At 58.6% G+C, this 21,502-nt stretch carries 27 protein-coding genes; 1 reads left to right on the top strand and 26 read right to left on the bottom strand.

Annotation, left to right across the window (positions count from 1 at the left end):
• Positions 1 to 7: 7 nt before the first annotated feature.
• The 12 genes from pyrR to thiD all read right to left on the bottom strand — a co-directional run bounded on the left by pyrR (position 8) and on the right by thiD (position 9,681).
• On the bottom strand, positions 8 to 574 hold the full coding sequence (gene pyrR / locus MOTHE_RS04015; protein ID WP_011392397.1) for a bifunctional pyr operon transcriptional regulator/uracil phosphoribosyltransferase PyrR: 567 nt from the start codon (positions 572 to 574) through the stop codon (positions 8 to 10).
• Positions 575 to 728: 154 nt separating this feature from the next.
• On the bottom strand, positions 729 to 1,772 hold the full coding sequence (locus MOTHE_RS04010; RefSeq protein WP_053094698.1) for a DUF1786 domain-containing protein: 1,044 nt from the start codon (positions 1,770 to 1,772) through the stop codon (positions 729 to 731).
• Positions 1,773 to 1,781: 9 nt separating this feature from the next.
• Positions 1,782 to 1,949, bottom strand: a complete 168-nt coding sequence (gene tatA, locus MOTHE_RS12740) for a twin-arginine translocase TatA/TatE family subunit (protein WP_071541414.1) — start codon at positions 1,947 to 1,949, stop codon at positions 1,782 to 1,784.
• A gap of 77 nt (positions 1,950 to 2,026) precedes the next feature.
• Positions 2,027 to 2,794, bottom strand: coding sequence for an ABC transporter permease (locus MOTHE_RS04005; RefSeq protein ID WP_011392394.1), 768 nt, complete (start codon positions 2,792 to 2,794; stop codon positions 2,027 to 2,029).
• Positions 2,795 to 2,874: 80 nt separating this feature from the next.
• A complete protein-coding gene (locus MOTHE_RS04000; RefSeq protein WP_162490041.1) occupies positions 2,875 to 3,795 on the bottom strand; it encodes an ABC transporter ATP-binding protein in 921 nt (306 codons plus the stop codon).
• Positions 3,796 to 3,908: 113 nt separating this feature from the next.
• Positions 3,909 to 5,393: a hypothetical protein gene (locus MOTHE_RS03995; protein WP_053094696.1), complete on the bottom strand. Its 1,485-nt coding sequence runs from the start codon at positions 5,391 to 5,393 to the stop codon at positions 3,909 to 3,911.
• Between the two features lie 94 nt (positions 5,394 to 5,487).
• Complete coding sequence (locus MOTHE_RS03990; protein ID WP_053094695.1) at positions 5,488 to 6,426, bottom strand: AEC family transporter; 939 nt, start codon at positions 6,424 to 6,426, stop codon at positions 5,488 to 5,490.
• Between the two features lie 2 nt (positions 6,427 to 6,428).
• Positions 6,429 to 7,274, bottom strand: coding sequence for a DNA methyltransferase (locus tag MOTHE_RS03985; RefSeq protein WP_011392390.1), 846 nt, complete (start codon positions 7,272 to 7,274; stop codon positions 6,429 to 6,431).
• Entirely contained in the window at positions 7,264 to 7,503 is a 240-nt protein-coding gene (locus MOTHE_RS03980) for a hypothetical protein (protein WP_011392389.1), read from the bottom strand. Before MOTHE_RS03980 ends, MOTHE_RS03985 begins: the two co-directional genes overlap by 11 nt.
• Positions 7,504 to 8,424, bottom strand: coding sequence for an RluA family pseudouridine synthase (locus MOTHE_RS03975; protein ID WP_011392388.1), 921 nt, complete (start codon positions 8,422 to 8,424; stop codon positions 7,504 to 7,506).
• Positions 8,425 to 8,432: 8 nt separating this feature from the next.
• Positions 8,433 to 8,885 (bottom strand): signal peptidase II, encoded by a 453-nt coding sequence (gene lspA, locus MOTHE_RS03970; RefSeq protein WP_011392387.1) that lies wholly within the window; start codon positions 8,883 to 8,885, stop codon positions 8,433 to 8,435.
• Position 8,886: 1 nt separating this feature from the next.
• Positions 8,887 to 9,681: a bifunctional hydroxymethylpyrimidine kinase/phosphomethylpyrimidine kinase gene (gene thiD / locus MOTHE_RS03965; RefSeq protein ID WP_011392386.1), complete on the bottom strand. Its 795-nt coding sequence runs from the start codon at positions 9,679 to 9,681 to the stop codon at positions 8,887 to 8,889.
• A gap of 78 nt (positions 9,682 to 9,759) precedes the next feature.
• On the opposite strand from thiD, the gene MOTHE_RS03960 reads away from it, so the two are divergent.
• Positions 9,760 to 9,963, top strand: a complete 204-nt coding sequence (locus MOTHE_RS03960; protein WP_025774297.1) for a DUF1540 domain-containing protein — start codon at positions 9,760 to 9,762, stop codon at positions 9,961 to 9,963.
• On the opposite strand, the gene MOTHE_RS03955 is transcribed toward MOTHE_RS03960, so the two are convergent.
• The 14 genes from MOTHE_RS03955 to sigG all read right to left on the bottom strand — a co-directional run bounded on the left by MOTHE_RS03955 (position 9,954) and on the right by sigG (position 21,435).
• Positions 9,954 to 10,709 carry a TraR/DksA C4-type zinc finger protein gene (locus tag MOTHE_RS03955; protein ID WP_011392385.1) on the bottom strand — a complete coding sequence of 252 codons (756 nt, stop codon included), beginning with the start codon at positions 10,707 to 10,709 and terminating at the stop codon, positions 9,954 to 9,956. The genes MOTHE_RS03960 and MOTHE_RS03955 overlap by 10 nt on opposite strands.
• A 97-nt stretch (positions 10,710 to 10,806) precedes the next feature.
• The gene (locus MOTHE_RS03950; protein ID WP_011392384.1) at positions 10,807 to 11,142 is read right to left on the bottom strand and encodes a DUF5665 domain-containing protein; all 336 of its coding nucleotides are present in this window, start codon (positions 11,140 to 11,142) and stop codon (positions 10,807 to 10,809) included.
• 89 nt (positions 11,143 to 11,231) lie between these two features.
• Complete coding sequence (pduL, locus tag MOTHE_RS03945; protein WP_053094694.1) at positions 11,232 to 11,831, bottom strand: phosphate propanoyltransferase; 600 nt, start codon at positions 11,829 to 11,831, stop codon at positions 11,232 to 11,234.
• 101 nt (positions 11,832 to 11,932) lie between these two features.
• Positions 11,933 to 14,725 carry an isoleucine--tRNA ligase gene (ileS, locus tag MOTHE_RS03940; RefSeq protein WP_011392382.1) on the bottom strand — a complete coding sequence of 931 codons (2,793 nt, stop codon included), beginning with the start codon at positions 14,723 to 14,725 and terminating at the stop codon, positions 11,933 to 11,935.
• A 193-nt stretch (positions 14,726 to 14,918) separates the two neighbouring features.
• A complete protein-coding gene (locus tag MOTHE_RS03935) occupies positions 14,919 to 15,473 on the bottom strand; it encodes a DivIVA domain-containing protein (RefSeq protein ID WP_011392381.1) in 555 nt (184 codons plus the stop codon).
• A 13-nt stretch (positions 15,474 to 15,486) separates the two neighbouring features.
• Positions 15,487 to 15,753 carry a YggT family protein gene (locus MOTHE_RS03930; protein WP_011392380.1) on the bottom strand — a complete coding sequence of 89 codons (267 nt, stop codon included), beginning with the start codon at positions 15,751 to 15,753 and terminating at the stop codon, positions 15,487 to 15,489.
• A gap of 12 nt (positions 15,754 to 15,765) precedes the next feature.
• Complete coding sequence (gene proC / locus MOTHE_RS03925; RefSeq protein WP_011392379.1) at positions 15,766 to 16,560, bottom strand: pyrroline-5-carboxylate reductase; 795 nt, start codon at positions 16,558 to 16,560, stop codon at positions 15,766 to 15,768.
• A 17-nt stretch (positions 16,561 to 16,577) separates the two neighbouring features.
• Positions 16,578 to 17,018 carry a cell division protein SepF gene (locus tag MOTHE_RS03920; protein ID WP_011392378.1) on the bottom strand — a complete coding sequence of 147 codons (441 nt, stop codon included), beginning with the start codon at positions 17,016 to 17,018 and terminating at the stop codon, positions 16,578 to 16,580.
• 2 nt (positions 17,019 to 17,020) lie between these two features.
• Positions 17,021 to 17,731: a YggS family pyridoxal phosphate-dependent enzyme gene (locus MOTHE_RS03915; RefSeq protein ID WP_011392377.1), complete on the bottom strand. Its 711-nt coding sequence runs from the start codon at positions 17,729 to 17,731 to the stop codon at positions 17,021 to 17,023.
• A gap of 63 nt (positions 17,732 to 17,794) precedes the next feature.
• Complete coding sequence (locus MOTHE_RS03910; protein ID WP_011392376.1) at positions 17,795 to 18,766, bottom strand: efflux RND transporter periplasmic adaptor subunit; 972 nt, start codon at positions 18,764 to 18,766, stop codon at positions 17,795 to 17,797.
• Positions 18,763 to 19,590: a peptidoglycan editing factor PgeF gene (pgeF, locus tag MOTHE_RS03905; RefSeq protein ID WP_011392375.1), complete on the bottom strand. Its 828-nt coding sequence runs from the start codon at positions 19,588 to 19,590 to the stop codon at positions 18,763 to 18,765. Before pgeF ends, MOTHE_RS03910 begins: the two co-directional genes overlap by 4 nt.
• Before the next feature lie 44 nt (positions 19,591 to 19,634).
• Positions 19,635 to 19,904 (bottom strand): YlmC/YmxH family sporulation protein, encoded by a 270-nt coding sequence (locus tag MOTHE_RS03900; RefSeq protein WP_011392374.1) that lies wholly within the window; start codon positions 19,902 to 19,904, stop codon positions 19,635 to 19,637.
• 90 nt (positions 19,905 to 19,994) lie between these two features.
• Positions 19,995 to 20,639, bottom strand: coding sequence for a stage II sporulation protein R (spoIIR, locus tag MOTHE_RS03895; RefSeq protein ID WP_162490040.1), 645 nt, complete (start codon positions 20,637 to 20,639; stop codon positions 19,995 to 19,997).
• A gap of 25 nt (positions 20,640 to 20,664) precedes the next feature.
• Positions 20,665 to 21,435, bottom strand: a complete 771-nt coding sequence (gene sigG / locus MOTHE_RS03890) for an RNA polymerase sporulation sigma factor SigG (protein ID WP_025774282.1) — start codon at positions 21,433 to 21,435, stop codon at positions 20,665 to 20,667.
• Between the last annotated feature and the right edge of the window lie 67 nt (positions 21,436 to 21,502).

The raw sequence follows: 21,502 nt of genomic DNA, 5'->3' as shown, positions 1-21,502 counted from the left end.
ACTAATTTCAAGGATTGACATCGGCTTCTTCGGGTAATTCCCTGATCAATACCTGATCCACGCCGTCGATTTCCACCAGCTGGACGGCTATTTCCTCTTTCCGTGAAGTCGGGACGTTTTTCCCTACATAGTCGGCGCGAACGGGCAGTTCCCGGTGGCCCCGGTCGATGATCACCGCCAGCTGGATGTTCTGGGGCCGGCCCAGGTCGATAAGGGCATCCAGGGCCGCCCGCAGGGTGCGGCCGGTAAAGAGAACGTCATCTACCAGGACCACCTTTTTGCCGTTAATATTAAAGGGGATTTCCGTCCGGTGGATGACTGGCTGGACGCTTAAGGTCGTGAGATCGTCCCGATAAAGGGTGATGTCCAGAATCCCCAGGGGCACCTCTACTCCTTCAATCTCCCGGATCAGTTTCTGCAGGCGTTCCGCCAGGGGCACTCCCCGCCGCCGGATGCCGATCAAGACCAGATTCTCGGTGCCGCGGTTGCGCTCCAGGATCTCATGGGCGATGCGGGTCAGGGTACGGCGCAGCTTATCGGCGTCCATGATCCTGGCTTTAACCATCAGCTCCATTTTTGCCACTCCTTCCGGGCACTAAAAAGCCTGCGCTGTTGCTGGCGCAGGCTTAGCGTACCACGAGTTTCAATTTCTTACTCCCTTGCTAGCCTCGCCGGACTAACTTAAAAGGACCCTCAAGGCCGTAGTTTAGACCATCCTTTGTCCCCTGTCAAGGGTTAATTTTCACCCCGGCTACGGCTGCTATCAGGCCGAAACAGCCGCTGAGCATCATGTCGCCGTAAGGGGCGGCCCAGTAGTAGTCCTGGTGAATGGTCAGCCGGCGTTGCGGTCCCGTCACGGCTACAAAGCGAAAACCATCTCCCGGCTGATAGGATGGATCAATATAGCAGCCGTGGCCGCCGTCGTTAAAGATCTCTTCGTTGGTAAGCTTCCCGGCCCGTAGCTTCTCGATAAAGGCGGCCAGTTTGTGGCCACTCAGGCAGCTGGTATGATGCTCGAACAGTCCCAGCACCCGTTGCCCCTTAAGCAGGACGCCGATGGTGTGCTGGTTGCCGCAGTTGATGATAACCAGGCCTTCCTCACTGCGGGCCGCCACCCTGGCATCTTCGAGGGCGCCCCACAGGGCGGCCGCCCCGGTGTCCATGAGCCAGGCGCCAAGGGCCTGTTCCCTGACGGCCTTCATCCGGGTGAGGTAGGAGGGCGGTTCCCGATATAGGAGGTCCTCCAGACGGCCGCCGCCGGCCACGAAGCGCTGCCAGTGCTGGAAACGAAAAACGCGGTCGCTCATACCCTGTGGCGCCTCGCCGTGGTCGAGGACGGCGATGGCCACCTCTGCCGGCAGCTTCACACCGTAGGGCGCCAGGCTTCCGGCCAGGGTGGCCAGGTCCACGTCGCCGGTTTTGATAGTAACAGCGTCCTCCGGCGGTTGGTCAGTTATAACTATACCCAGCTGGCGCACCCGCTCCAGGTCGTCGTAGACCGTCCGCGCCGCCTCCGGGGTAGCGTAAACCCGGCAGCCGGCGGCCAGGTGCCGACGCAGGGCACCCACCAGGGCGCCGCCGCCCATGAGATGCCCCCTTAAGAATACGTCCTGCCTGGCGGCCGTGGCCGCCTCCACCTGCCGGCCGCAGATGACCGTGGGTGAGGGCAAAATAAGCTGGACGCAGTTTTCCAGGGGCTGATCCGGCCGGTAGAGGAGGATGTCCTGGGTACCGCCGCCGATATCGATGGCCAGAAGTGGACGGTTGAGCATCGGCAAACCTTACTCCTTTTTATTTTTTTCGCTGTCATCCAGGCCGTTTTTGAATTCTTTGACCGTCCGGCCCAGGCCGCGGCCTATTTCCGGCAACCTTTTAGGGCCAAAGATTACCAGGGCGGCACCGATGATCAACACCCACGCATAGGGACTGAAAAGTGTACCGAAGGTAATAATGGTAGTTGCCCCCTGTTCAAATTACTTTCAAAACCAAAACTAGGATAGCACATCCCGCTGCCAGGGACAACCTGTTAACCGGTCAAACGACGGCGCAACAGATAAATGGGCGGATAGAAAAAAATGGCAATGAAGATTACCAACCAGGCAACGTGCCCCAGTAGCCCCCAGCTCAATTGCCCCAGGACCAGGGGGCGCACCAATTCCACTATGTGGTAAAGAGGAATCAACCAGGCCAGGCGCTGGACAATTAACGGCATAGCATCCAGGGGGAAGAAAACCCCGGCAAAAAGAAACATGGGGGTAATAATCAGGGTGAAGAAGTAGCTAAAGGTATCTATCTTGGGAACCAGGCCGGTCCAGATCATGCCCAGTTCGGCAAAGGCAAAGCCACATAATACCAGGACCGGCGGTACCAGCAGGGCTGCCGGTGACGGCACCAGGCCCAGGAGCAGGATGACCAACAAAATCACCGTGCCGTAAAGGACGCTTTTAAAGGTCCCGAAAAGCATCTCGCCGACGACCACTTCATCCAGGCTCACCGGGGTGGCCACTATGGCATGATAGGTCTTTTGAAACTTCATGCGCACGAAGCTGTCATAGGTACACTCCGAGGCCGTGGCCCACATGGCCGAGGAGGCGATAAGGCCGGGAGCCAGGAACTGGAGATAGCTCATCCCCTTGATGGCCGGGATGTAATGGCCCATGCCGTAGCCCATGGCCGCCAGGTAGAGGAGGGGCTCAAGGAAATTAAACATGATGTTGGTCAGCCAGGTCTTGCGAAAGACGACAAAGTTGCGCCAGAAGACCTTCCAGGCGCGGTAAGAGAGATCCAACTCCATCCTCAGGCCTCCGAACCTATTTTTCCAACCGGCGGATACTGCCGGGCGGGGCAGGCCCCCTTTCCGGCGCTGCTTGCAGGCTAGGAAAGATTCCTGCCGGTAAGTTTCAGGAAGACGTCTTCCAGGGTGGCCGGCCGCAACACCTGGTGGCTGAAGTGACCGTTACCATCCTGGATCCGGCGCCAGACCTCCCGCCCCCTGGTGGTGTACAGGTAAAGGGTCCGGCCTATAAACTGGGAAGCCAGGATCATGCCATCTACCAGGTTCAGGATCTCCCGGCCGCGGCCATCGACGGGGCTAAGTTCCAGGACCTCCCGACCGACGTGGCGTTCTACCAGCTCCTGCGGCGAGCCTTCTTCCAGAATTATCCCGTGATCCATGATCACTAGGCGGTCACAGAGCTGGGCCGCTTCTTCCAGATAATGGGTGGTCAGGATCAGGGTCACCCCACCGGCCTTCAACTGACGCATCTTCTCCCACACCAGATGCCGGGCCTCCGGGTCCAGGCCGGTGGTTGGCTCATCCAGGATGAGGAGCCCGGGGTTGTTGATGAGCCCCCTGGCGATGGCCAGGCGCCTCTTCATCCCCCCGGAGAGGTGTTCGACTTCTACCCCTGCTTTATCCTCCAGGTTGGCGAAGACCAGGAGTTCCCCTACCCGCTCCCGGGCGACTCCACGGGGAAGGTCGAAATAGCTGGCGTAGAGGAGCAGGTTTTCTACTACCGTCAGCTCCGGGTCCAGGTTGTCCTCCTGGGGCACCACCCCCAGCCGGGCCTTGATCTGGCGGGGTTGCCTGCGGACGTCATACCCCAGCACCTCCAGGGTACCGTCGCTCACCGGGGTGAAACAGTGGATCATTTTAATGGTGGTAGTCTTCCCGGCGCCGTTAGGACCCAGGAAGCCAAAACACTCACCTGGCCGCACGTCGAAGTCTATTCCCTTGACAGCCGGGAAGCCGTTATACCTTTTTACCAGGCCCCGAGCCCGAACAACCTCGGTCAATGGCCTAATCCTCCACAAAAATACCCCGATACCTCGGGGTAAGTTTATCAAGGATATTATAAATCATTGTTGCTGTTATTATCAATAGTCAGCAACGGCTGCTTTAAATAAAGCTAACGGCCATAGGCCCTGGCCCGTGCCCTTTCTCGGGGCAGGCTGAAGCCCAGGAGGGAAGCGAGGCGCAGGGCCAGGCGTACCGGCCAGAAGGAGAGCTGGCGTTTCAGGTCCTGGCGCTCCTTTTGCAGGTCGGCCACCGTTCGCTCCAGATCCTCATTGGCGATGAGGGTAGTCTGGAGGCGGTACTCCTGCTCCCGCAGTTGCTGCTTCAGGCGGGATTGTTCCGCCTGGGCGTCGCTGACGGTTTTATTCAGGGTGCCCTGAAGCTGCATCAGGCGCGTTTCCAGATGGCTGACCCGCTTTTTCAAGGTATCCCGCTCGACCCGCAGGTTAACCAGTTGCTCTTCCAGCTGGGTGAGCTCCTGGCGCAGTTCCTCCTTGCGCCGGTGGAGCTTCTCCAGATCCCCGAGGAGGTTTTTATTCTCCTGGCGCAGGTCCTGGATCTCCTGCTGCAGTTTTTCCCGTTCACTGTCCTTTAGCTCCACCTGACGTCCGGAACCGGACTTGCCGCCGTTAATCAGGCTGAATTCCTTGAGCGCCCGGCCGGGCAGACCCGTATCCAGGGATAGGCTGGCCGCCTCGGCACCGGCGGCTATCTCTTCCCAGGCCGGCTGCTCCCTAATCTCCCTGGTAGCGGCCGGAGTCGCCGGGGACGTTTTTTCCCCTGTATGTTTCAAGAGGAAGAGTTTATCCCAGAAATCGGTATCCTTATTCTCCTGGCCACCGGCCAGGGCAGGCCTGGCCAGGGGCAAGATCGTGGGCGGGTCGTCTACCCGGCCGTCAGGGGCAGGCTTGCCGGTTGCAGGTTGGGGCGCCGGGTCGCTTCCGGGTCCTGTTTTCATGGAATTCGCTGTTGCCATTTTCCCACCGGTGGGTGGCGCTGCCACGGCGGCGGGTGCGGGTTTGCCGCCGGTTGCGGCTGCCGCCGGCGCTACTGCTGCCGGGTTATTTCCGGGGGTAGTCTTTCCGGCAGTCGCCGCGACTTCCATCTGTCCCCTGTCTATTTCAATGGCGGGTTCCGGCTCAATATAGGTCCAGTGGATCAACCCCCAGCGGCCGTCCTTGAGCCGGATAAAGCGGCCGTCAGATACCAGTTTCTGCTCGCCCTGTATTTCTGGCTTCCCCGCCTCCTTCAACTCCTGGTTAATCTCGTTTAAGCGTAAAGCATCTCCCTGGGCCTGGAGCACCCGGTGGCCGGCGTCGTTTTCCTTCAAGCCGTCCAGGCGCAGGCACCAGAGGCCCTTCCCTTCACTGCGGAAGCAGGGGTTCTTGGTCAGGCAGCGGTTGACGTTTTTTTGCACTTTGGCCGGTAGCTGGTTGGGCAAGAGGCGATGCCGGGCCTCGTGAATCAATTCTTCTACAGACTGGGGGGAGTATTCAAAGAGGCGCAGCTTCAAAAAGTCGGTGAGGGAATCTATTTTTCCCGTCACTTTTACTTTAGTTATTTTGGGTACCGGCATACTTTTAGGTTTTTTGGCCATGGGTGTCACCTCTTCCTGGTTTTTAGGGTTAACCATAAATTACCAGATAAGGTTTGACACCCAGGTAAATTTTTCCTGCTAGAAAAATAATTTTTTATGTCATAATTTGGTAATTTGCCAACCAAGACCAGAAAGGGATAGTTAACAGGGAAATCAAGGTGGTTGCCACCACCCCTTCGGATATAAGGTTGTAGTCGCCATTATACTTCCGGGCGACCGCCGGGGCGATAGCTGCCGCCGGCATGGCCATCTGCATGACTATAAGGGCCCGGGCGGTTTTATCCCAGCCCGGTAGTAAGAGCATGGCCAGGAAGGCCAGGGCCGGGAAGATTATTAACCTGATGGCAGTCATCAGGTAGACGTTTTTATTCCCCGCCCAGGTGCGGACCGGCGACTCGGCCAGCATGGAGCCCACCAGGAGGAGGGCCAGGGGAACCGTAGCCTGGCCCAGACTGTCCAGGGGATGGAAAAGAAGCTCCGGTATCTGCCAGTGGAGAAGGGCCAGGGCAAAACCCAGGATAATGGCCAGGACGTTGATATTAAATACCTGGCGCCAGACCGGGCCCTGGTGCTCGTGGTCCTGCATCAGCCACACCCCCAGGGTCCAGAAAAGGAGGTTATGGCCCAGGGCATACATGGCGGCGTAAAAGACCCCCAGCCGTCTGAAAAGGATATAGGCCACCGGGAAACCCAGGTAAGCTACATTGCCAAAGGCGGTGGTGAACTGGAAGGCATAGCCGGCCCGGGGCGGCAGGCGTAACCAGGCCGCCACCAGGACGGTCAGGGCATAAGAAAACACCACCAGCACCAGGGAGGCGGCCAGGATCAGCCAGGCGTTTATTAATTCGGTTCCGGATACCTTAAGGTTCATGGAGGTAACCGTCAGGGCCGGCATGGTAAAGTAAAAGATAATATCCGAGACGACCTTATCACCCCGGGCGTTCAGGATCTGTTGCCGTCGCCCGAGGAAGCCCAGGGCAACATAGAAAAAAAGGGAACCTACCTGGGCTCCGACAGATAGCAACTCTCGCATGGTTATTCCTTCCGCAAAATGAGGATATTCTGGTGGGTAATATTGGGGACAAAGACAGATTTGACGGCATAAGGTTTTAAGGGCCGACGGGTGGCCTTATTGGACCAGATTTTAACCCCCTTAAATTTAAAGCCGACCTGGCGCATGGCCTCAGCCACCAGGAACCCCAGGGGGACGTACTCCCCCTCCTGGTAACGGTCCCCAACCAGCATGACCAGGTAGCGTCCCGGCCAGAGGACCCGATGGATCTCCCGCCCTATATCCTGCAGGCGGGCTAAGAAAGACTCCAGGTCGGGGGCCTGCCCCAGGTCACCGCTTCTCCGGGGGGAAGTCATATTAAAGTTGGTCTCTCCGGGAAAACCCCGGGCACCGTGGTTAATGCCGTAGGGGGGATCGGTAATTACCGCCGCCACAGATTCCCCCTCTAGCTGGCGTAAGAGTTCCAGGCAGTCGCCCTGGCGCATCTCCCCGTCTACCTCCGTCCCTGTAGATACCGTTTCCTCCCGGCGGCGGAAAACGCCACCGGCGATTACAAAATCCCTCTGGATGGTCCGGTAGATATCCACCCAGCGGGGATCCAGTTCAAAGCCCAGGCTGGCCCGCCCGGCCAGGGCCGCCCCCAGGAGGGTTCCCCCTACCCCGGCAAAGGGGTCCAAGACCAGTTCTCCTTTTTTAGTAAAAAAACGTATTATTTCGGCCATTACCTCCGGCGGTTTCATGGCCCCGTGTTTTTTTCGCAAAGGGTGGGTGGCATCGGGAGGGTAGGCGGTGATATAGAGGGTGTCGGTCCAGTAGAGCCATTCCCGGCCGTCGAGATCATTCAGCCTGTTCTGGAGTTTACCCGGCACCGGAGGTTTCCTCCCCCTTTTCCGCCGCCAGGAGCGTCCGCGCCTGTTCAGCCAGCGACTCCGGCACCTGGATCAGGACCATGCCCATGGGACTCACAGTTAATCCATAAACCTTTCCCAGGGGCTCAGCCTGCAGGCGGACCAGGAAGCCCGAGGATTCCAGCAGGCCCTTGATCAACTGGGCTTCAATCCAATCCCGGACGGCGACGGTTACCCATTGATCCGGCATCTACTTCTCTCCTTTTGCCCGGCGTAACTGCTCCAGGACCTGTAAAAAAATCGACGGGGGTGGTGTCGTGAACTCCAGGTAATCGCCCCGTACAGGGTGAACAAACCCCAGGCACCCGGCGTGGAGGAGTTGTCCGGGAACCGCAAAGGGGCAACGGCGGGGACCATATTTGGGATCTCCTACTACCGGGTGGCCGATAAAGGCCATATGGACCCGGATCTGGTGGGTACGGCCCGTTTCCAGGCGCGCTTCCAGGAGGGTATAGCCGGGAAAATGCTCCACCACCCGGTAATGGGTAACGGCCGGCCGGGAGTTCTTCAGGGTAACGGCCATGCGCTGGCGGTCCACCGGGTGGCGGCCGATGGGGGCTTCCACCCGGCCCCGGGGTTCGGCCACCTCACCGTGGACCAGGGCCAGGTAAATCCTTTTCATACTGTGATCCTTGATCTGGGCCGCCAGGCCGCGGTGGGCGGCGTCGTTCTTGGCCGCCACCAGGATGCCCGAGGTATCCTTGTCCAGGCGGTGGACAATGCCGGGCCGTAAGACGCCGTTAATCCCCGACAGGTCCCCGCAGTGATACAATAGAGCGTTTACCAGGGTGCCACCCTCGCTCCCCGGCGCCGGGTGCACTACCATTCCCTGGGGTTTGTTGACGACGATTATATCCTCGTCCTCATAGAGGATGTCCAGGGGAATGGCTTCCGGTCTGGCCGCCAGCAGGGTTGGCTCCGGTAACCGCACCCGGACCCTTTCACCACCCCGGAGACGGTAGTTGGCTTTGAGACGGCCCGGGAGGGCCAGGGTAATCTCCCCGGCCTCCAGGAGCTGCTGGATGCGGGAACGGGATACCTCCGGCAGTTCGCCGGCCAGCCAGGCATCGATACGCCGGCCCCTGGCTTCCGGTGGAACCACGACTTCCACTTCCCTGGTCACGGTTCCCTGCCCTGCTCCCCGGCCGGCAGCAATAACTGCCAGCAAAGGATGATCACCCCGAAAACAATGGCCATGTCGGCCAGGTTAAAGACCGGCCAGATACGCAGGTCTAAAAAGTCCACTACGTAGCCGAAACGCAGCCGGTCGATAAGGTTACCCAGGGCGCCACCCAGCATCAGGGCCAGGGACAGGCGCAGCAAGGGCCGGTCCGGTGGTAAATAACGATAGGCAGCCAGGATGATGATGGCCACTAGCACGGTAACCCCTACAAAGACCTGGGTTTTATTGGCCAGCAGGCCAAAGGCCGCCCCGGGATTGTGGACATAGGTCAGGTGGAAAAAAGACCCGATTACCGGCAGGCTCTCATTGGGTTGGAAGTTGGTCCGAATCATATACTTGCTGAGCTGGTCGATGGCCAGGACCAGAAGCGCCAGGAGTAAAAAGGGCAAGCTAATCCCCCCAGGAGTAGTAATCCACCAGGTGATGGACCGGCCCGTAACCCTTACCGATAGGCCTGGCCTGGCTGATGGCCCGGGTGATATATTCCTTGGCCCCGGCCACCGCCTCCGCTACCGCCAGGCCCCGGGCGAGGAGGGCCGCCAGGGCGGCGGAAAAGGTACAGCCGGTACCGTGAGTATGGCGGTTGTCCAGCCGCGGGGTGGTAAAAGTCCGGATTTCCCTTCCGTCAAAGAGAATATCCGTAGCCTCCCCGGCCAGGTGGCCGCCCTTGATCACCACATAGGGGACACCCAGGTCATAAAGCTCCCGGGCGGCATCTGCCATCTCCTTTTCCGTAGCGATCTCCCGGCCGGTCAATACCCCGGCCTCGTCAAGGTTGGGCGTAATCACCAGCGCCAGGGGCAGCAGCTTTTCCTTCAAAGCCTGGCGGGCATCCCGGGCCAGGAGGAGGTCGCCGCTCTTGGCTACCATAACCGGGTCGATAACCAGCTTTTGCAAGCCGTATTCCCGGACTTTGGCGGCCACGACTTCGATGATACCGGTGTTGGCCAGCATGCCTGTTTTGGCGGCATCGGCGCCGATATCGCTCAGGATGGAATCCAGCTGGCGGCCGACAAACTCGGGCGGCAGGTCAAAGGTACCCTGAACTCCCAGGGTATTCTGGGCCGTGACCGAGGTTATGGCACAGGTACCGTAAACACGCAGGGCGGCAAAGGTCTTCAGGTCAGCCTCAATGCCGGCACCGCCGCCGGAATCGGAACCGGCAATGGTCAGGGCTTTATACATCCGCTTAACCCCCTATTCAATTTCTAATCATACCACGATAACCTGCGGGGGTAAACTATCTTTTGGAGGTGATTTGCCTTGCCCCGGATACCCTGTGAGGTTTACTTCTGCGTCCATCACGATGGCAGCGGCTTCTGCCGGCTGGACACCATCCATGTGACCAGGAACGGCCTGGATACCAACTGTGGCGACTTTGAGCGCCATCTGCCGGAAGAGGATACCACTAAGGTCTTCTCCTTCGGCAAAGCCAATGACACCCTGGAAACTATGCCCTACGACTGATGTTCCCTATCCCCTTCTCCCTTCAGCACCCGATCCCAGCCGGCGTCGCCGATCACCTTTTCCTCCGGGGCCCCTTCGTCTTCGAGGTAGGCCCCGGTGTCTTCGTAAAACATGCCGTCGGCGCCCCTGAAATAAGGGATATTCTCTACGGCTTCCACAAAGCCCTGATCTTCATCGAGGTCCAGGGGACCGAAGTAGGAACCGCTGCGGGCCTCGGAAGCGTGTTCGATGGTCCGGCCCAGTTCCTGCCAGACGTCCTCACCGTCATACTCAACAGCCTCTTCCTCGTCGGCGTGTTTCTGGTGGGGATCCGTAGTCTGGCCGCCAAAGGGAGGCAGGATGACGGCCTCTTCCACGGGGCGGGAGTGTTTATCAGCCTTCCCCTCCATTTTCCGGCGGCACTCCAGGCAGAGGGTAGTCTCCGGTATGGCCTCCAGGCGCTCCCGGGGGATCTCCCGGCCGCAGCGGCGACAGTAACCGTAGGTACCTTCGGCTATGCTTTGCAGGGCGTCTTCAATTTTTCGTAACTGGACCTGGACGTTGTCCCGCAGGGCCAGGTCTTTACCGCGCTCGAATTCCTCCGTGCCCAGGTCCCCGGGGTGGTTGTCGTAGCGGGATAATTCCTGGGTGGATTCCAGCAGGGACTCCCCCAGGCCACCGCTGTTTAAGGAATCAAGCTGTTCTTCCAGGCCCGCTTTTTCCTCCAGCAGCTTCTGGCGAAAATGGGCCAGGGACTGTCGGTCCATGGTGGTTTCCTCCTTTTTTATCAATTCCCTAGATGCCCCCTCTCCAGGTACAGCCTTCCTGGCTTCGGGGTTCTCGGCTGGGAAACTTTAGGGGACACTAATACACCTCCTGCTGGACCATGCGTACGATCTCGGCAATGAGTTTGCCGATGACCGGCAGGTTCAACAGGGCCAGCTCGCGGATAATGTAGATTACAATGGCGCCCAGGATGGTGAAACCAACGGCGATCCCCAGGCCCCGGGCTATGCCAGCGGCGAAGTTCAAGTAAAGCAGCCGGCCTGGCCGGCGGTAAAGTTCAACCCACTCCGCGACATTAGCTTTTTCGATGGTGGTAATCAGTTGTTGCACTTTATCGGCCAGGAAGGCAGTGCCGCGCTCTACTTCATTCAAGAAGCGAACACCCCGTAAAGTCTTTTCTCCGGACGGCGTCATATCCCCGCACCGCCCAGGAGCTACGCGTTCCACCGCGCTTAAAAGATAGCTTTCCCTGACCCACGGTGCTTATAACAAAAAATCCCGCGTCAGGGACGCAGGATTTTTACTTTATCGCCGTTGGCCAGCAGGGCGGCATTGGCCTCGTCGGTATCCAAGTGTAGCTCCAGGCGAAAGTTGGGGCTCACCCGGACGATTACGTTATTAAAGATCATCCCCCTCATGCCCGGTACCAGAACCTGGACCCGCTGGTCGTCATGGAGGTTAAGGGACGCGGCTCGCTCGGCCTCCATGTGGATATGGCGGGCGGCCAGGATAACTCCCCGGTGCAGAGTCAGGGCCCCGGACGGGCCGACAACGGCGATCCCCGGTGTGCCCTCCAGGTCGCCGGATTCCCTTACAGGGGGCTTTAGTCCCAGGCGGAAACCGTCGGTCATGGCTATCTCCACCTGGGAGTAGGACCGCACCGGCCCCAGGACCCTGACACCTTCCAGGACACCGCGAGGGCCGACGATGGTGACTGTTTCCCTGGCGGCGTATTCCCCCGGCTGGCTGAGTTGACGATACACTGTCAGTTCGTAACCGGGGCCGAATAGGGTATCGAGATCCTGACGGCACAGGTGGATATGGCGGTTGGAAACCCCTACGGGTACTTCAACAGGCAAAAAGTCCTCGTCCCGGAACGTCATCACCGGACCGGACCACCCTTTCGCCTTGAAATAACTCCCTTCCGGGGAGGTGCCCGGGCCTTCCGGCCTGACCTTCTTAGTATAGACCCGACGCAGCTTTTTTACCCGTTCATATACATCTCCTTAACAACGGTGGCACAGCGGCGGCAAAGGGTGGGGTGATCGGTGTCTTGCCCCACTGTTTCACTGACCATCCAGCAGCGCTCACACTTCTGCCCCGGAGCACCGGTGACATAGACCCTCAGGCCCGGCAGTTCAGGTGCCTCCAGGCTGCCCGCCGGTGCTTCCTCTCCCGGCTGGTGCAGGTCAACCCTGGACACGATCATGATAGTTGCCAGTTCATCCCCGAGGGGTTTCAGGAACTGGTACATGTCGGCATCAGGGTAGAGATGGACGGCGGCGTTTAAGGAATTCCCCAGATCCTGCTCCTGGCGGGCGCGCTCCAGGGCCCGGGCGACGACATCGCGAACTTGAAGAATCCTTTTCCATTTTTCCTCCAGCTCATCATCGAGAAACTCGGTTTTTACCTGGGGCCAACCGGCCAGTTGGACGCTGATTGGCCGGTCGTCCTCACCGGGAAGGTAACGCCAGATCTCTTCTGTCGTAAAGGCCAGGATGGGGGTGAGGAGGCGTACCAGGACGTTAATGGTTTCGTAAAGGACAGTCTGGGCCGAACGCCGACCCTTGGAAGCCGCCGGCCAGGTATAGAGACGATCTTTAATGATATCCAGATAGACGGCGCTTAGATCTACCGCGCAGAAGTTATGGATAGTATGGTAGACCACATGGAACTCATAATCGTCGTAGGCCATGGTAACCCTGGCTATCAGGCGTTGCAGGCGATTCATGGCCCAGCGATCCAGCTCCAGCATCTCCTCCCTTGGGACCTGGTCCTTCCCGGGATCAAAATCGGCCAGGTTGGCCAGGAGGAAGCGACAGGTATTGCGAATCTTACGGTAAGCCTCGGTAATCTGGCGCATGATATTCTCCGAGGCAGCCACATCCCGCCGGTAATCGGCCGAAGCCACCCAGAGGCGCAGGACGTCGGCTCCCCTTTGCCGGATAACATCCGCCGGGTCAATACCGTTGCCCAGTGACTTGGACATCTTGCGACCCTCTTCGTCCACCAGGAAACCATGGGTCAGAACCTGGCGGTAAGGGGCGCGACCCCTGGTAGCCACAGCCGTTGACAGGGAGGAATTAAACCAGCCACGGTGCTGGTCGCTACCCTCCAGGTAAAGGTCGGCCGGCCAGGCCAGTTCCGGACGGGTGGCCAGCACGGCGGCATGGCTGGAACCGGAATCGAACCAGACATCCATAATATCCGTTTCCTTGCGGAATTCTTTGCTGCCGCATTCGGGACATTTCAGCCCCGGCGGCACCAGTTCCCCGGCTTCCCGGGCAAACCAGACGTTCGAACCGTGCTTCCGGAAGAGTTCCTGGAGGTGGCTGATGGTGGCGTCGTTGATTATCTCCCGGCCGCAGTTGGCACAGTAAAAGATGGGAATGGGTACACCCCAGGTGCGCTGACGGGAGATGCACCAGTCGCTCCTGTCAGCTACCATGTTATAAATCCGGTCTTCGCCCCAGGATGGGATCCATTTGACTTTCTTGATGGCTTCCAGGGCTTCTTGCCGGAACCCTTCAATTGACGCAAACCACTGTTCCGTCGCCCGGAAGATAATGGGATGCTTACAACGCCAGCAATGGGGGTACTGGTGCTTGATAAAACCAAAGTGCAAGAGGGCTCCCCGGGCTTCCAATTCCTTGACCACGGCTTTGTTGGCCTCATCGATAAAGAGCCCGGCGAACTGGCCTCCTTCCTCCGTAAAGCGGCCCCGGTCGTCAAGGGGGGAAAGTACCGGCAGATGGTAACGCATGCCCACCTCATAGTCTTCCAGACCGTGTCCGGGAGCGGTATGCACGCACCCGGTACCCTGTTCCAATGTAACGTGTTCTCCTAAAATCACCACGGAATCCCGGTCCATGAGGGGATTACGGCAGACGACCCCTTCCAGCTCGCTGCCGGTAAAGGTAGCCACCACCTGGTAATCCTTTACTCCCAAAAGCTCCAGCACCGGCCGAACCAGTTCGGCGGCCATGAGCAGCCTTTCCTCCCCTACCTGGATGAGAACATACTTAAACTCCGGGTGCAGGGCGATGGCTACGTTGGCCGGTAGGGTCCAGGGGGTGGTGGTCCAGATAACGATGGAACTCCCCCGGGGCTCAAAGAGGCCCCTGGCGTCGGCTACCGGAAATTTAACATAAATAGAGGGTGAGCGTTCCTCGCCGTACTCCACTTCGGCTTCCGCCAGGGCTGTCTCACAGTCGGTGCACCAGTAGACTGGCTTTAAACCCTTGTAGATATAGCCCTTTTTGGCCATCTCGCCAAATATACCTATCTGGATGGCTTCGTACTCCGGTTCCAGGGTTAAATAGGGATGCTCCCAGTCGCCCCGCACCCCCAGGCGTTTAAATTCTTCCCGCTGGATATTGACATACTTCAGAGCATAGTCCCGGCAGCGGTTACGGAACTCAACAACGTCGACGGCGTGGCGGTTGAGTCCCAGATTCTTAATGGCCTGCTGTTCAATGGGAAGGCCGTGGGTATCCCACCCGGGTACATAGGGGGCGTCATAACCGTTCATTGAATGATACTTGATAATAATATCTTTAAGGATTTTATTTAAGGTATGACCCAGGTGCAGGTGACCATTGGCATAGGGCGGGCCGTCGTGGAGGATAAACTTGGGTTTACCCCTGTTGGCCTCCTGAACCTTGCCGTAGATGTCGTTTTCCTCCCAGAACTTAAGGATCTCGGGTTCACGCTGGGGCAGATTGGCCCGCATAGGAAAATCTGTACGGGGTAGATTTAAGGTTTTACTATAATCCACTTAGTCTCGCCACTCCTCCAAATAGGGTCCTACCAAAAATAATTTTGCCTTAACCCACATTTTCATAATTCGCTGGCGGGGGCATCAGCCGCCATGAGGGGCTCCTCCGATAAAAGCTCCTTCCAGGGGCTTATCATGCCGTTACTTTACCTGGCATAATTGCTTCCTTTAATACCCTTGATTCTTTTTTCAATCATACCTGTTCCTGGCGGCAGGGGTCAAGTTCACAGTCCGTTATTTCTTCCTCACCCGGGCCAGGCTCCCGGAGCGTTTCCCCCTGCCGGTCAGCCGTCGCCGCTGCTTCAGCCTCCACCTGGTCCTCCAGGAGTTCCAATTGTGCTTTAAGGAGGGAGCGCAGGCGCATTTTAAAGGCCCTGGTACTTGCCTCCAGGTCCCGCTGGTAGCGTTCAACCTTTTCCGCCTGGGCCCGGGCCTGGTTTAAAATCTCCCGGGCTTTGTTCTCCGCCTCCCGGAGTTTCAGTTCTGCTTCCCTCTGGGCGTTCTGGCGCATTTCATCAGCCGCCTGCTGGGCCATTACCAGGGCATCCTTCAAGGTTTGTTCCAAGTGGGCATAACGCTCCAGTTCTTCGCTGAGGCGCTGGTTCTTTTCCCGCATTTCCTGGTTTTCGCGGTAAACCTGGCCGTAATCGCGCAAGATCTGCTCCAGGAATTCATCTACTTCTTCGCAGTTATAGCCGCGGAAACTGCGGTGAAACTCTTTTTTATTGATATCCAGGGGAGTCAGCACCTTTAGGGGCCTCCTATCCCAAGCGCATGATGAAGTTGATCAGCAGGTGCTCCACCAGCTGTAATACCAGGACGGCAATAATGGGTGAGAAATCAATGGGCATGGTTGTGCGGGGCATGATCCGGCGAAAAGGGGCCAGGACCGGTTCCGTAATCTCATAAATAAACCGCATGATGGGGTGATTGGGATCGTGGGGAAACCATGAAATGAGGATCCGGGCGATAATCAGCCAGTTTAAAACCTCAAAGGCCACCCGGACCAGGACTGCCAGGGTCTGCATGCCATCTACTCCTTATTCAAGTTCGCCGGCCCGCAGGGTAGCAGCCTCGACAGCCCGGATGAGGGCTCCCCGCACGCCCCGGTCTTCCAGTACGGCGAGGCCGGCTATAGTTGTCCCCGCCGGGGAGGTTACCCTATCCTTCAGGACCCCCGGGTGCTCACCGGTGGCCAGGACCATCTGTGCTCCTCCTAAGAGGGTCCTGGCCGCCAGTTCCAGGGCTACCGGCCTGGCCAGTCCCTGGCGCACGCCGCCGTCGGCCAGGGCTTCAATGATCATATAAACGTAAGCCGGCCCGCTCCCACTCAGGCCGGTCACGGCGTTTAGCTGTTCTTCCGGTAACACCATGGCCTCGCCTACAGAGCGGAAAATGGCCAAGGCTTTCTCCAGGTCTTCCTGTCCCACCCGGGCGCCCGCGGCCAGGGCGGAAACCCCAGCACCAACCAGGGCCGGGGTATTGGGCACTACCCTGACTAAAGGCACGTCACCCAGGTATCCCGCCAGGCGGGAAAGGGTTACGCCGGCAATAATGGAGATCACCAGCTTATCCCCCTTGACCTGCAATCCAGTCAGAGCCGCTTCCACATTCTGGGGTTTTACGGCCAGAATTATGATGTCCGCAGCGGCCGCCAGTTCTTCCCTGCTAGCTGCCGCCACCAATCCGAATCGTTGCTCCAGTTCCTTCAACCTTGCAGCCCGGATGTCATAGGCCCATAACCGCTCCGGCTGCACCAGCCTGGCCTGGATGATACCGCGAATAAGGGCCTCGGCCATAGCCCCGGCACCAAGAAAACCGATTTTTACGTCCACCTTTTCTTTAGCCTCCGCTATCTACCCCGGCCTGCTGCCTCCAGCCAGTTCAGGCCACCCGGTATTTGATCTTCCAGATCGCCACTCAGGTCGACATTGCTGGTAGTAAATAAAAAGATACCGCTGGTCACCTTGCGCACCCTGCCCCCCAGGGCATAGGCGGCACCGCTCAAGAAATCAATAATCCGCCTTGCTTCCTCAACGGGTATGCCCTCGACGTTGACAATTAACGGCCGGTAGTTTTTCAGATTCTCCGCCAGGCCAGCGGCCTGTTCGAAAGACTGGGGCCGGGCAATTACCAGGCGCATGGCGTTACGCGCAGTCGGTAAGCCTACCAGTTTTCCTTTAGCCGGGGTAACTGGAGTTGTTTCCGCCTCAAGCACCGGTTTCTCCATTACCGGCTCCTCCCCTTCATGACCGTACCCCAGCCAGTTGATTAAACCCTGCCAGAATGCCACCCTTAATGCACCTCCACCTTAGTTTGATAGTCACGGGAACCAAAAATGGCGGAGCCAATACGGACCATGTTGGCTCCGGCCTCAATGGCCACCTCAAAATCGTTGGTCATTCCCATGGAAAGATAGGCCATGTCTACGCCGGGAAGGCGCAGGGCCTCCACTTCCCGCCGTAAAGCGGCCAGACGGAGGAAAACCGGGCGTACCTCTTCGGGATCCGCCACCAGGGGCGCCACCGTCATCAGGCCGCAGATATGTAGCCCCGGCCAGCCAGCTATCTCCCGCACCAGAGGGATAACGGCGTCGGGAACCAGGCCGAACTTGCTCTCTTCCCCGGCTATGTTGACCTCCAGGAGAATGTCCACCCGGCGTCCGGCGGCAGTCGCCCGCTTATTTATCTCCCGGGCAAGCTCCAGGCTGTCTACGGAGTGGATCAGGCAAACCCGGTCCCAGACCTGGCGAACTTTGTTACGCTGCAGGTGGCCGATGAGGTGCCAGTTGACTCCCTCGACATGGGGTTGTTTGGACAGGAGTTCCTGGACCCGGTTTTCCCCCAGGTCCTTCAGGCCGCAGGCAACAGCTTCCCGGATGCGTTCCACGGGAACAGTCTTGGTAACTGCCACCAAAGTGATATCCTCTGGCCGGCGGCCGCTGCGTCTGGCTGCAGCGGCTATTCTTTCCAACACCCTGGTAATATTTTCTGACACGTTAACCATGTTTTTCCCCCGCGTAATTCTTTATACTTTCTACATATTTATTGTAAATCCTGCTTCCCCGCCCTAATTCATCAACCATCGTGCCAGACGAGGCCGGAGAACCACCTCGGCGCCCGCTTCCAGGCCCCGGACGGCCACCTGGTCTCCCACCTGGCCCACGATGGTAACCGGCTGCCACTTGAAGCTATTGGCTCCCAGGACATATACCCCTTTCTCTCCCCCCGGTCCGACATCCAGGGCTGACGCCGGCAGTATTATCCCCCGGTAACGCCTCAATACCGCCACCACGGCCATCTGGCGGGGAAGAAGCCAGCTATTGTCCCAGGTAGCCACCTCCATCACAGCAGCCCGCTGGTTACCTTCATCCTGAAGGCGGATAATCCGGGCCCGGACCTCGCCATTATCCCCTGGTACCTTCAAGGTAACCTCCTGGCCTACCTTCCAGCCAGCCGGCCAGTTTTCCAGGGGGACATAGAGCCGCAGGGGGTCCAGGTTATTAACCAGGCGAACTACGGGTTCTCCTTCCTTAACCTGGCCGCGTGCGGTCACCGGCCTGGCCAGGGCTATCAGGCGTTTTAAATCCTGGTAGCTGATGTTGCCCAGGGTGGCCGGCTGCAAATTTGCTTCCAGGCCGTCAACCTCGTAAGAGACCTGGCCCGGGTAAGGGGCTTTAATGGCCACCGGGTTTGTCCCGGCCGCCACAGGGAGAAGATTGGCGATGGTGGCTCCTACCGGTACTCGTTCCCCTTCCGGTACCACCGGGGTCAGGGTACCGGTTACCGGCGCCGTCAGGACCTTTTCCTCCCGGGCAATATACACCTCCAGGGGGAGGTTGTCCTCCAGGGTACCGGTATCCACCTGCCGGGTAAGTAAAAAGTGCCACGCAACTGCCCGGGCCGCTCCCCTGATGCCGGACCAGGCCACCAGGAGCAATAAAATCAGGAGGGCTACCCGCACAATGAATCGCCCGGGCCGGCGGCGCCGTCGCGGCCGGGTTTTGACCGGGGGTGGTGATGGATTATTGGCCGTCTTCATACCTGTTCCCCCAGGGCCAGCATAGCCGCCTGGCGCCCGGTAATACCGCCGGAGGCTCGGTGGGAGAAAAAGGTTTCAGCTTGGCAGTGAGTGCAGATACCGGCAACCGCTATCCGGTCAGGCTGCAAACCGGCAGCCACCAGGCTCAGGTAATTCGCCCGGGGCAGGTCCAGGCGCCAGTGCCCGGGACCGTCCGCCGCCAGCAGTTCACCGGCAAAGGGGAGGTGTTCCTGTACCTTATCTACCACCCTGGCGTCTACCTGGTAGCAACAGGGGCCTACAGCCGGTCCTATGGCAGCCAGGAGGTCTCCAGGCCGGCTGCCAAACTCGGTCGCCATACGCGCCACCATCCGGGCCCCCACCTGGAGGACCGTTCCCCGCCAGCCGGCGTGGGCCAGGCCCAGGGCCCGGTTGACAGGGTCGACTATATATATGGGAACACAATCAGCAAAAAAGGCAACCAGGGTTACATCGGGCTCATTGGTAACCAGGGCATCGATGCCCTTCAGGGCGGTAGTCAGTTCCTGCACTCCGCTGCCGGCCTGTTCCCTGCCCACCCGGGCCACTTCGTTCCCGTGAACCTGCTCGCCGATAACCCAGCTCCCCAGGGGCAGGTCCAGGACACCGGCCAGCAGATTCCTGTTGGCCAGAACAGCCCGGGGGTTGTCGCCGACATGAAGGCCCAGGTTTAAACCGTCATATGGGGCGTTGCTCACCCCTCCCCGGCGGCTGGTATAGACGGCTTTTACCGGTGCCCGGGATTCTAGAAAAGTGACCCTTAAGAAAAAAATGCCTTCTCTTTCCTCCCCGGTGAAGGTCGCCAAAGAAACCACCCCCGGGCTTTATTATAACATAAAGACCGGGGATCTTAAGCCTTTTCCCGGTGTACCGGCGCTGTACTGCTGTAACTCTCGACGAGGATGACGTCTACCCCTATTTTAACGACATTCTCCCAGGGAATGACCAGGTCCTCCTCCCGGCCAAAGAAGAAAAGAAACTTGCTACCCTGTCCGGGAACAATGAGGGCCCTGACCCGCCCTTCCTCCAGGTCCAGGTCAATATCTTTAATTGTCCCCAGGCGCCGCCCGTCAATGACATTAATTACCTCGCGCTGCCGCAGCTCAGCCACCCGGATCATCGCCCCCACCTCCGCCGTGACCCGAGGGTCCTGTTAACTAAATTATATGACTGGTCCTGGTTAAAAAAGAAAAAAACCACCTCCGGTGGTTCAGGGCCACAGGCTGGCCAGGTACTGGCGCGAGGTTTTAAATACCTCTATTATCTTCCAGCGAACCTGAAAGGCTCCCGGTGCCGGCCCTGCTTCAGAAGCCATTCCTGCCACCATAGCAGGCGGGCCGGCGGCAACCGGTCCGGGGTTGCCCTTACTGGCAACGTCCACCAGGCACAGGGGTGGGAATAGGACACACCACCAGTTCTGCCCCCGGCCCTCCCCGATTACCAGGCGGACGGCCTCGTAGTTTCCTGCCGGCAGAGTTAGGTCCCCGTAAGCCCGGATCGGGAAGGGAAAATCGCCAAATTCCGTGCGGACGGTGTAGCTACGGCCTTCCCGCTTGATCTGGGCTTCCGCGGCGGCGGTTATGGTTGCCAGGTTGGTGCTAACAAGTTTCCTGGCTGTAGTTATGTCCCCGGCCCCCGCCAGACGCTGACCAACACTGGCCAGGACGGCATCCCTGACGTGACGTTTTAACTCCTGGTCGCCGGGCGTATCGCTGTTGGCGATGACATGCAATCTGATTAAATTATGCGAATTATATGCCGGAACAACCCGGGCTTCCTGCCAGTTTGAACCTCCAGCCATGATTACTATCCCGGCCAGCAACATTGCCAGCAAGGATTTTTTCCATCGAGACACTCCTTGACACTCCTCCTCACCTTATTTAAATATATTTCCGCATATGCTGCAGGGCTGCTTTTTCCAGCCGGGAGACCTGGGCCTGGGATATGCCGATTTCGTCTGCGACTTCCATCTGGGTCTTGCCTTCAAAGAAACGTAAGGATAGGATGAGGCGCTCCCGGGGATTCAACTTGTTCATGGCCTCTTTGATGGCGATATTCTCCAGCCAGCTGCTGTCCTGGTTCTTTTCGTCCCCAATCTGGTCCATGACAAAGATGGGATCGCCGCCGTCATGATAAATCGGTTCGAAAAGGGACACCGGCTCCTGAATGGCATCCAGGGCGAAGATTACTTCTTCCTGGGGCAGGTCCAGTTGCTGGGCTACTTCCGCCAGAGAGGGTTCCCTGGCGAGCTTATTCACCAGGGTGTCCCTTATCTGGAGGGCCTTGTAGGCCACGTCCCGCAAGGAACGACTGACCCGGATAGGGTTATTGTCCCGCAAGTAACGCCGGATCTCGCCGATAATCATGGGCACGGCGTAGGTGGAAAACTTGACGTTCTGGCTCAGATCAAAGTTATCAATGGCCTTCATGAGGCCAATACAACCCACCTGGAACAGGTCGTCCACGTGTTCGCCGCGGTTGGTGAAGCGCTGGATGACGCTTAAAACCAGGCGCAGGTTGCCTGTAATGAGCTTTTCCCGGGCTCCGGTTTCTCCGGCCTGCATCTGTTGAAAGAGCTGGCGGATCTCATCACTCTTCAGCAGGGGTAATTTGGAGGTATTCACACCGCAGATTTCTACTTTGTTCAGCATTCCTGGCGAGAAACCTCCCGACCTTGGTCCTGGGATAATTATTGCCATGGCTACCTGCTTTTATACG

This window comes from Moorella thermoacetica (genome assembly GCF_001267405.1).
Classification (GTDB): domain Bacteria; phylum Bacillota; class DSM-521; order Neomoorellales; family Neomoorellaceae; genus Neomoorella; species Neomoorella thermoacetica.
The sequence above is the reverse complement of the archived record's forward strand: the minus strand, read 5'-3'. Positions and strand labels throughout refer to the sequence as shown.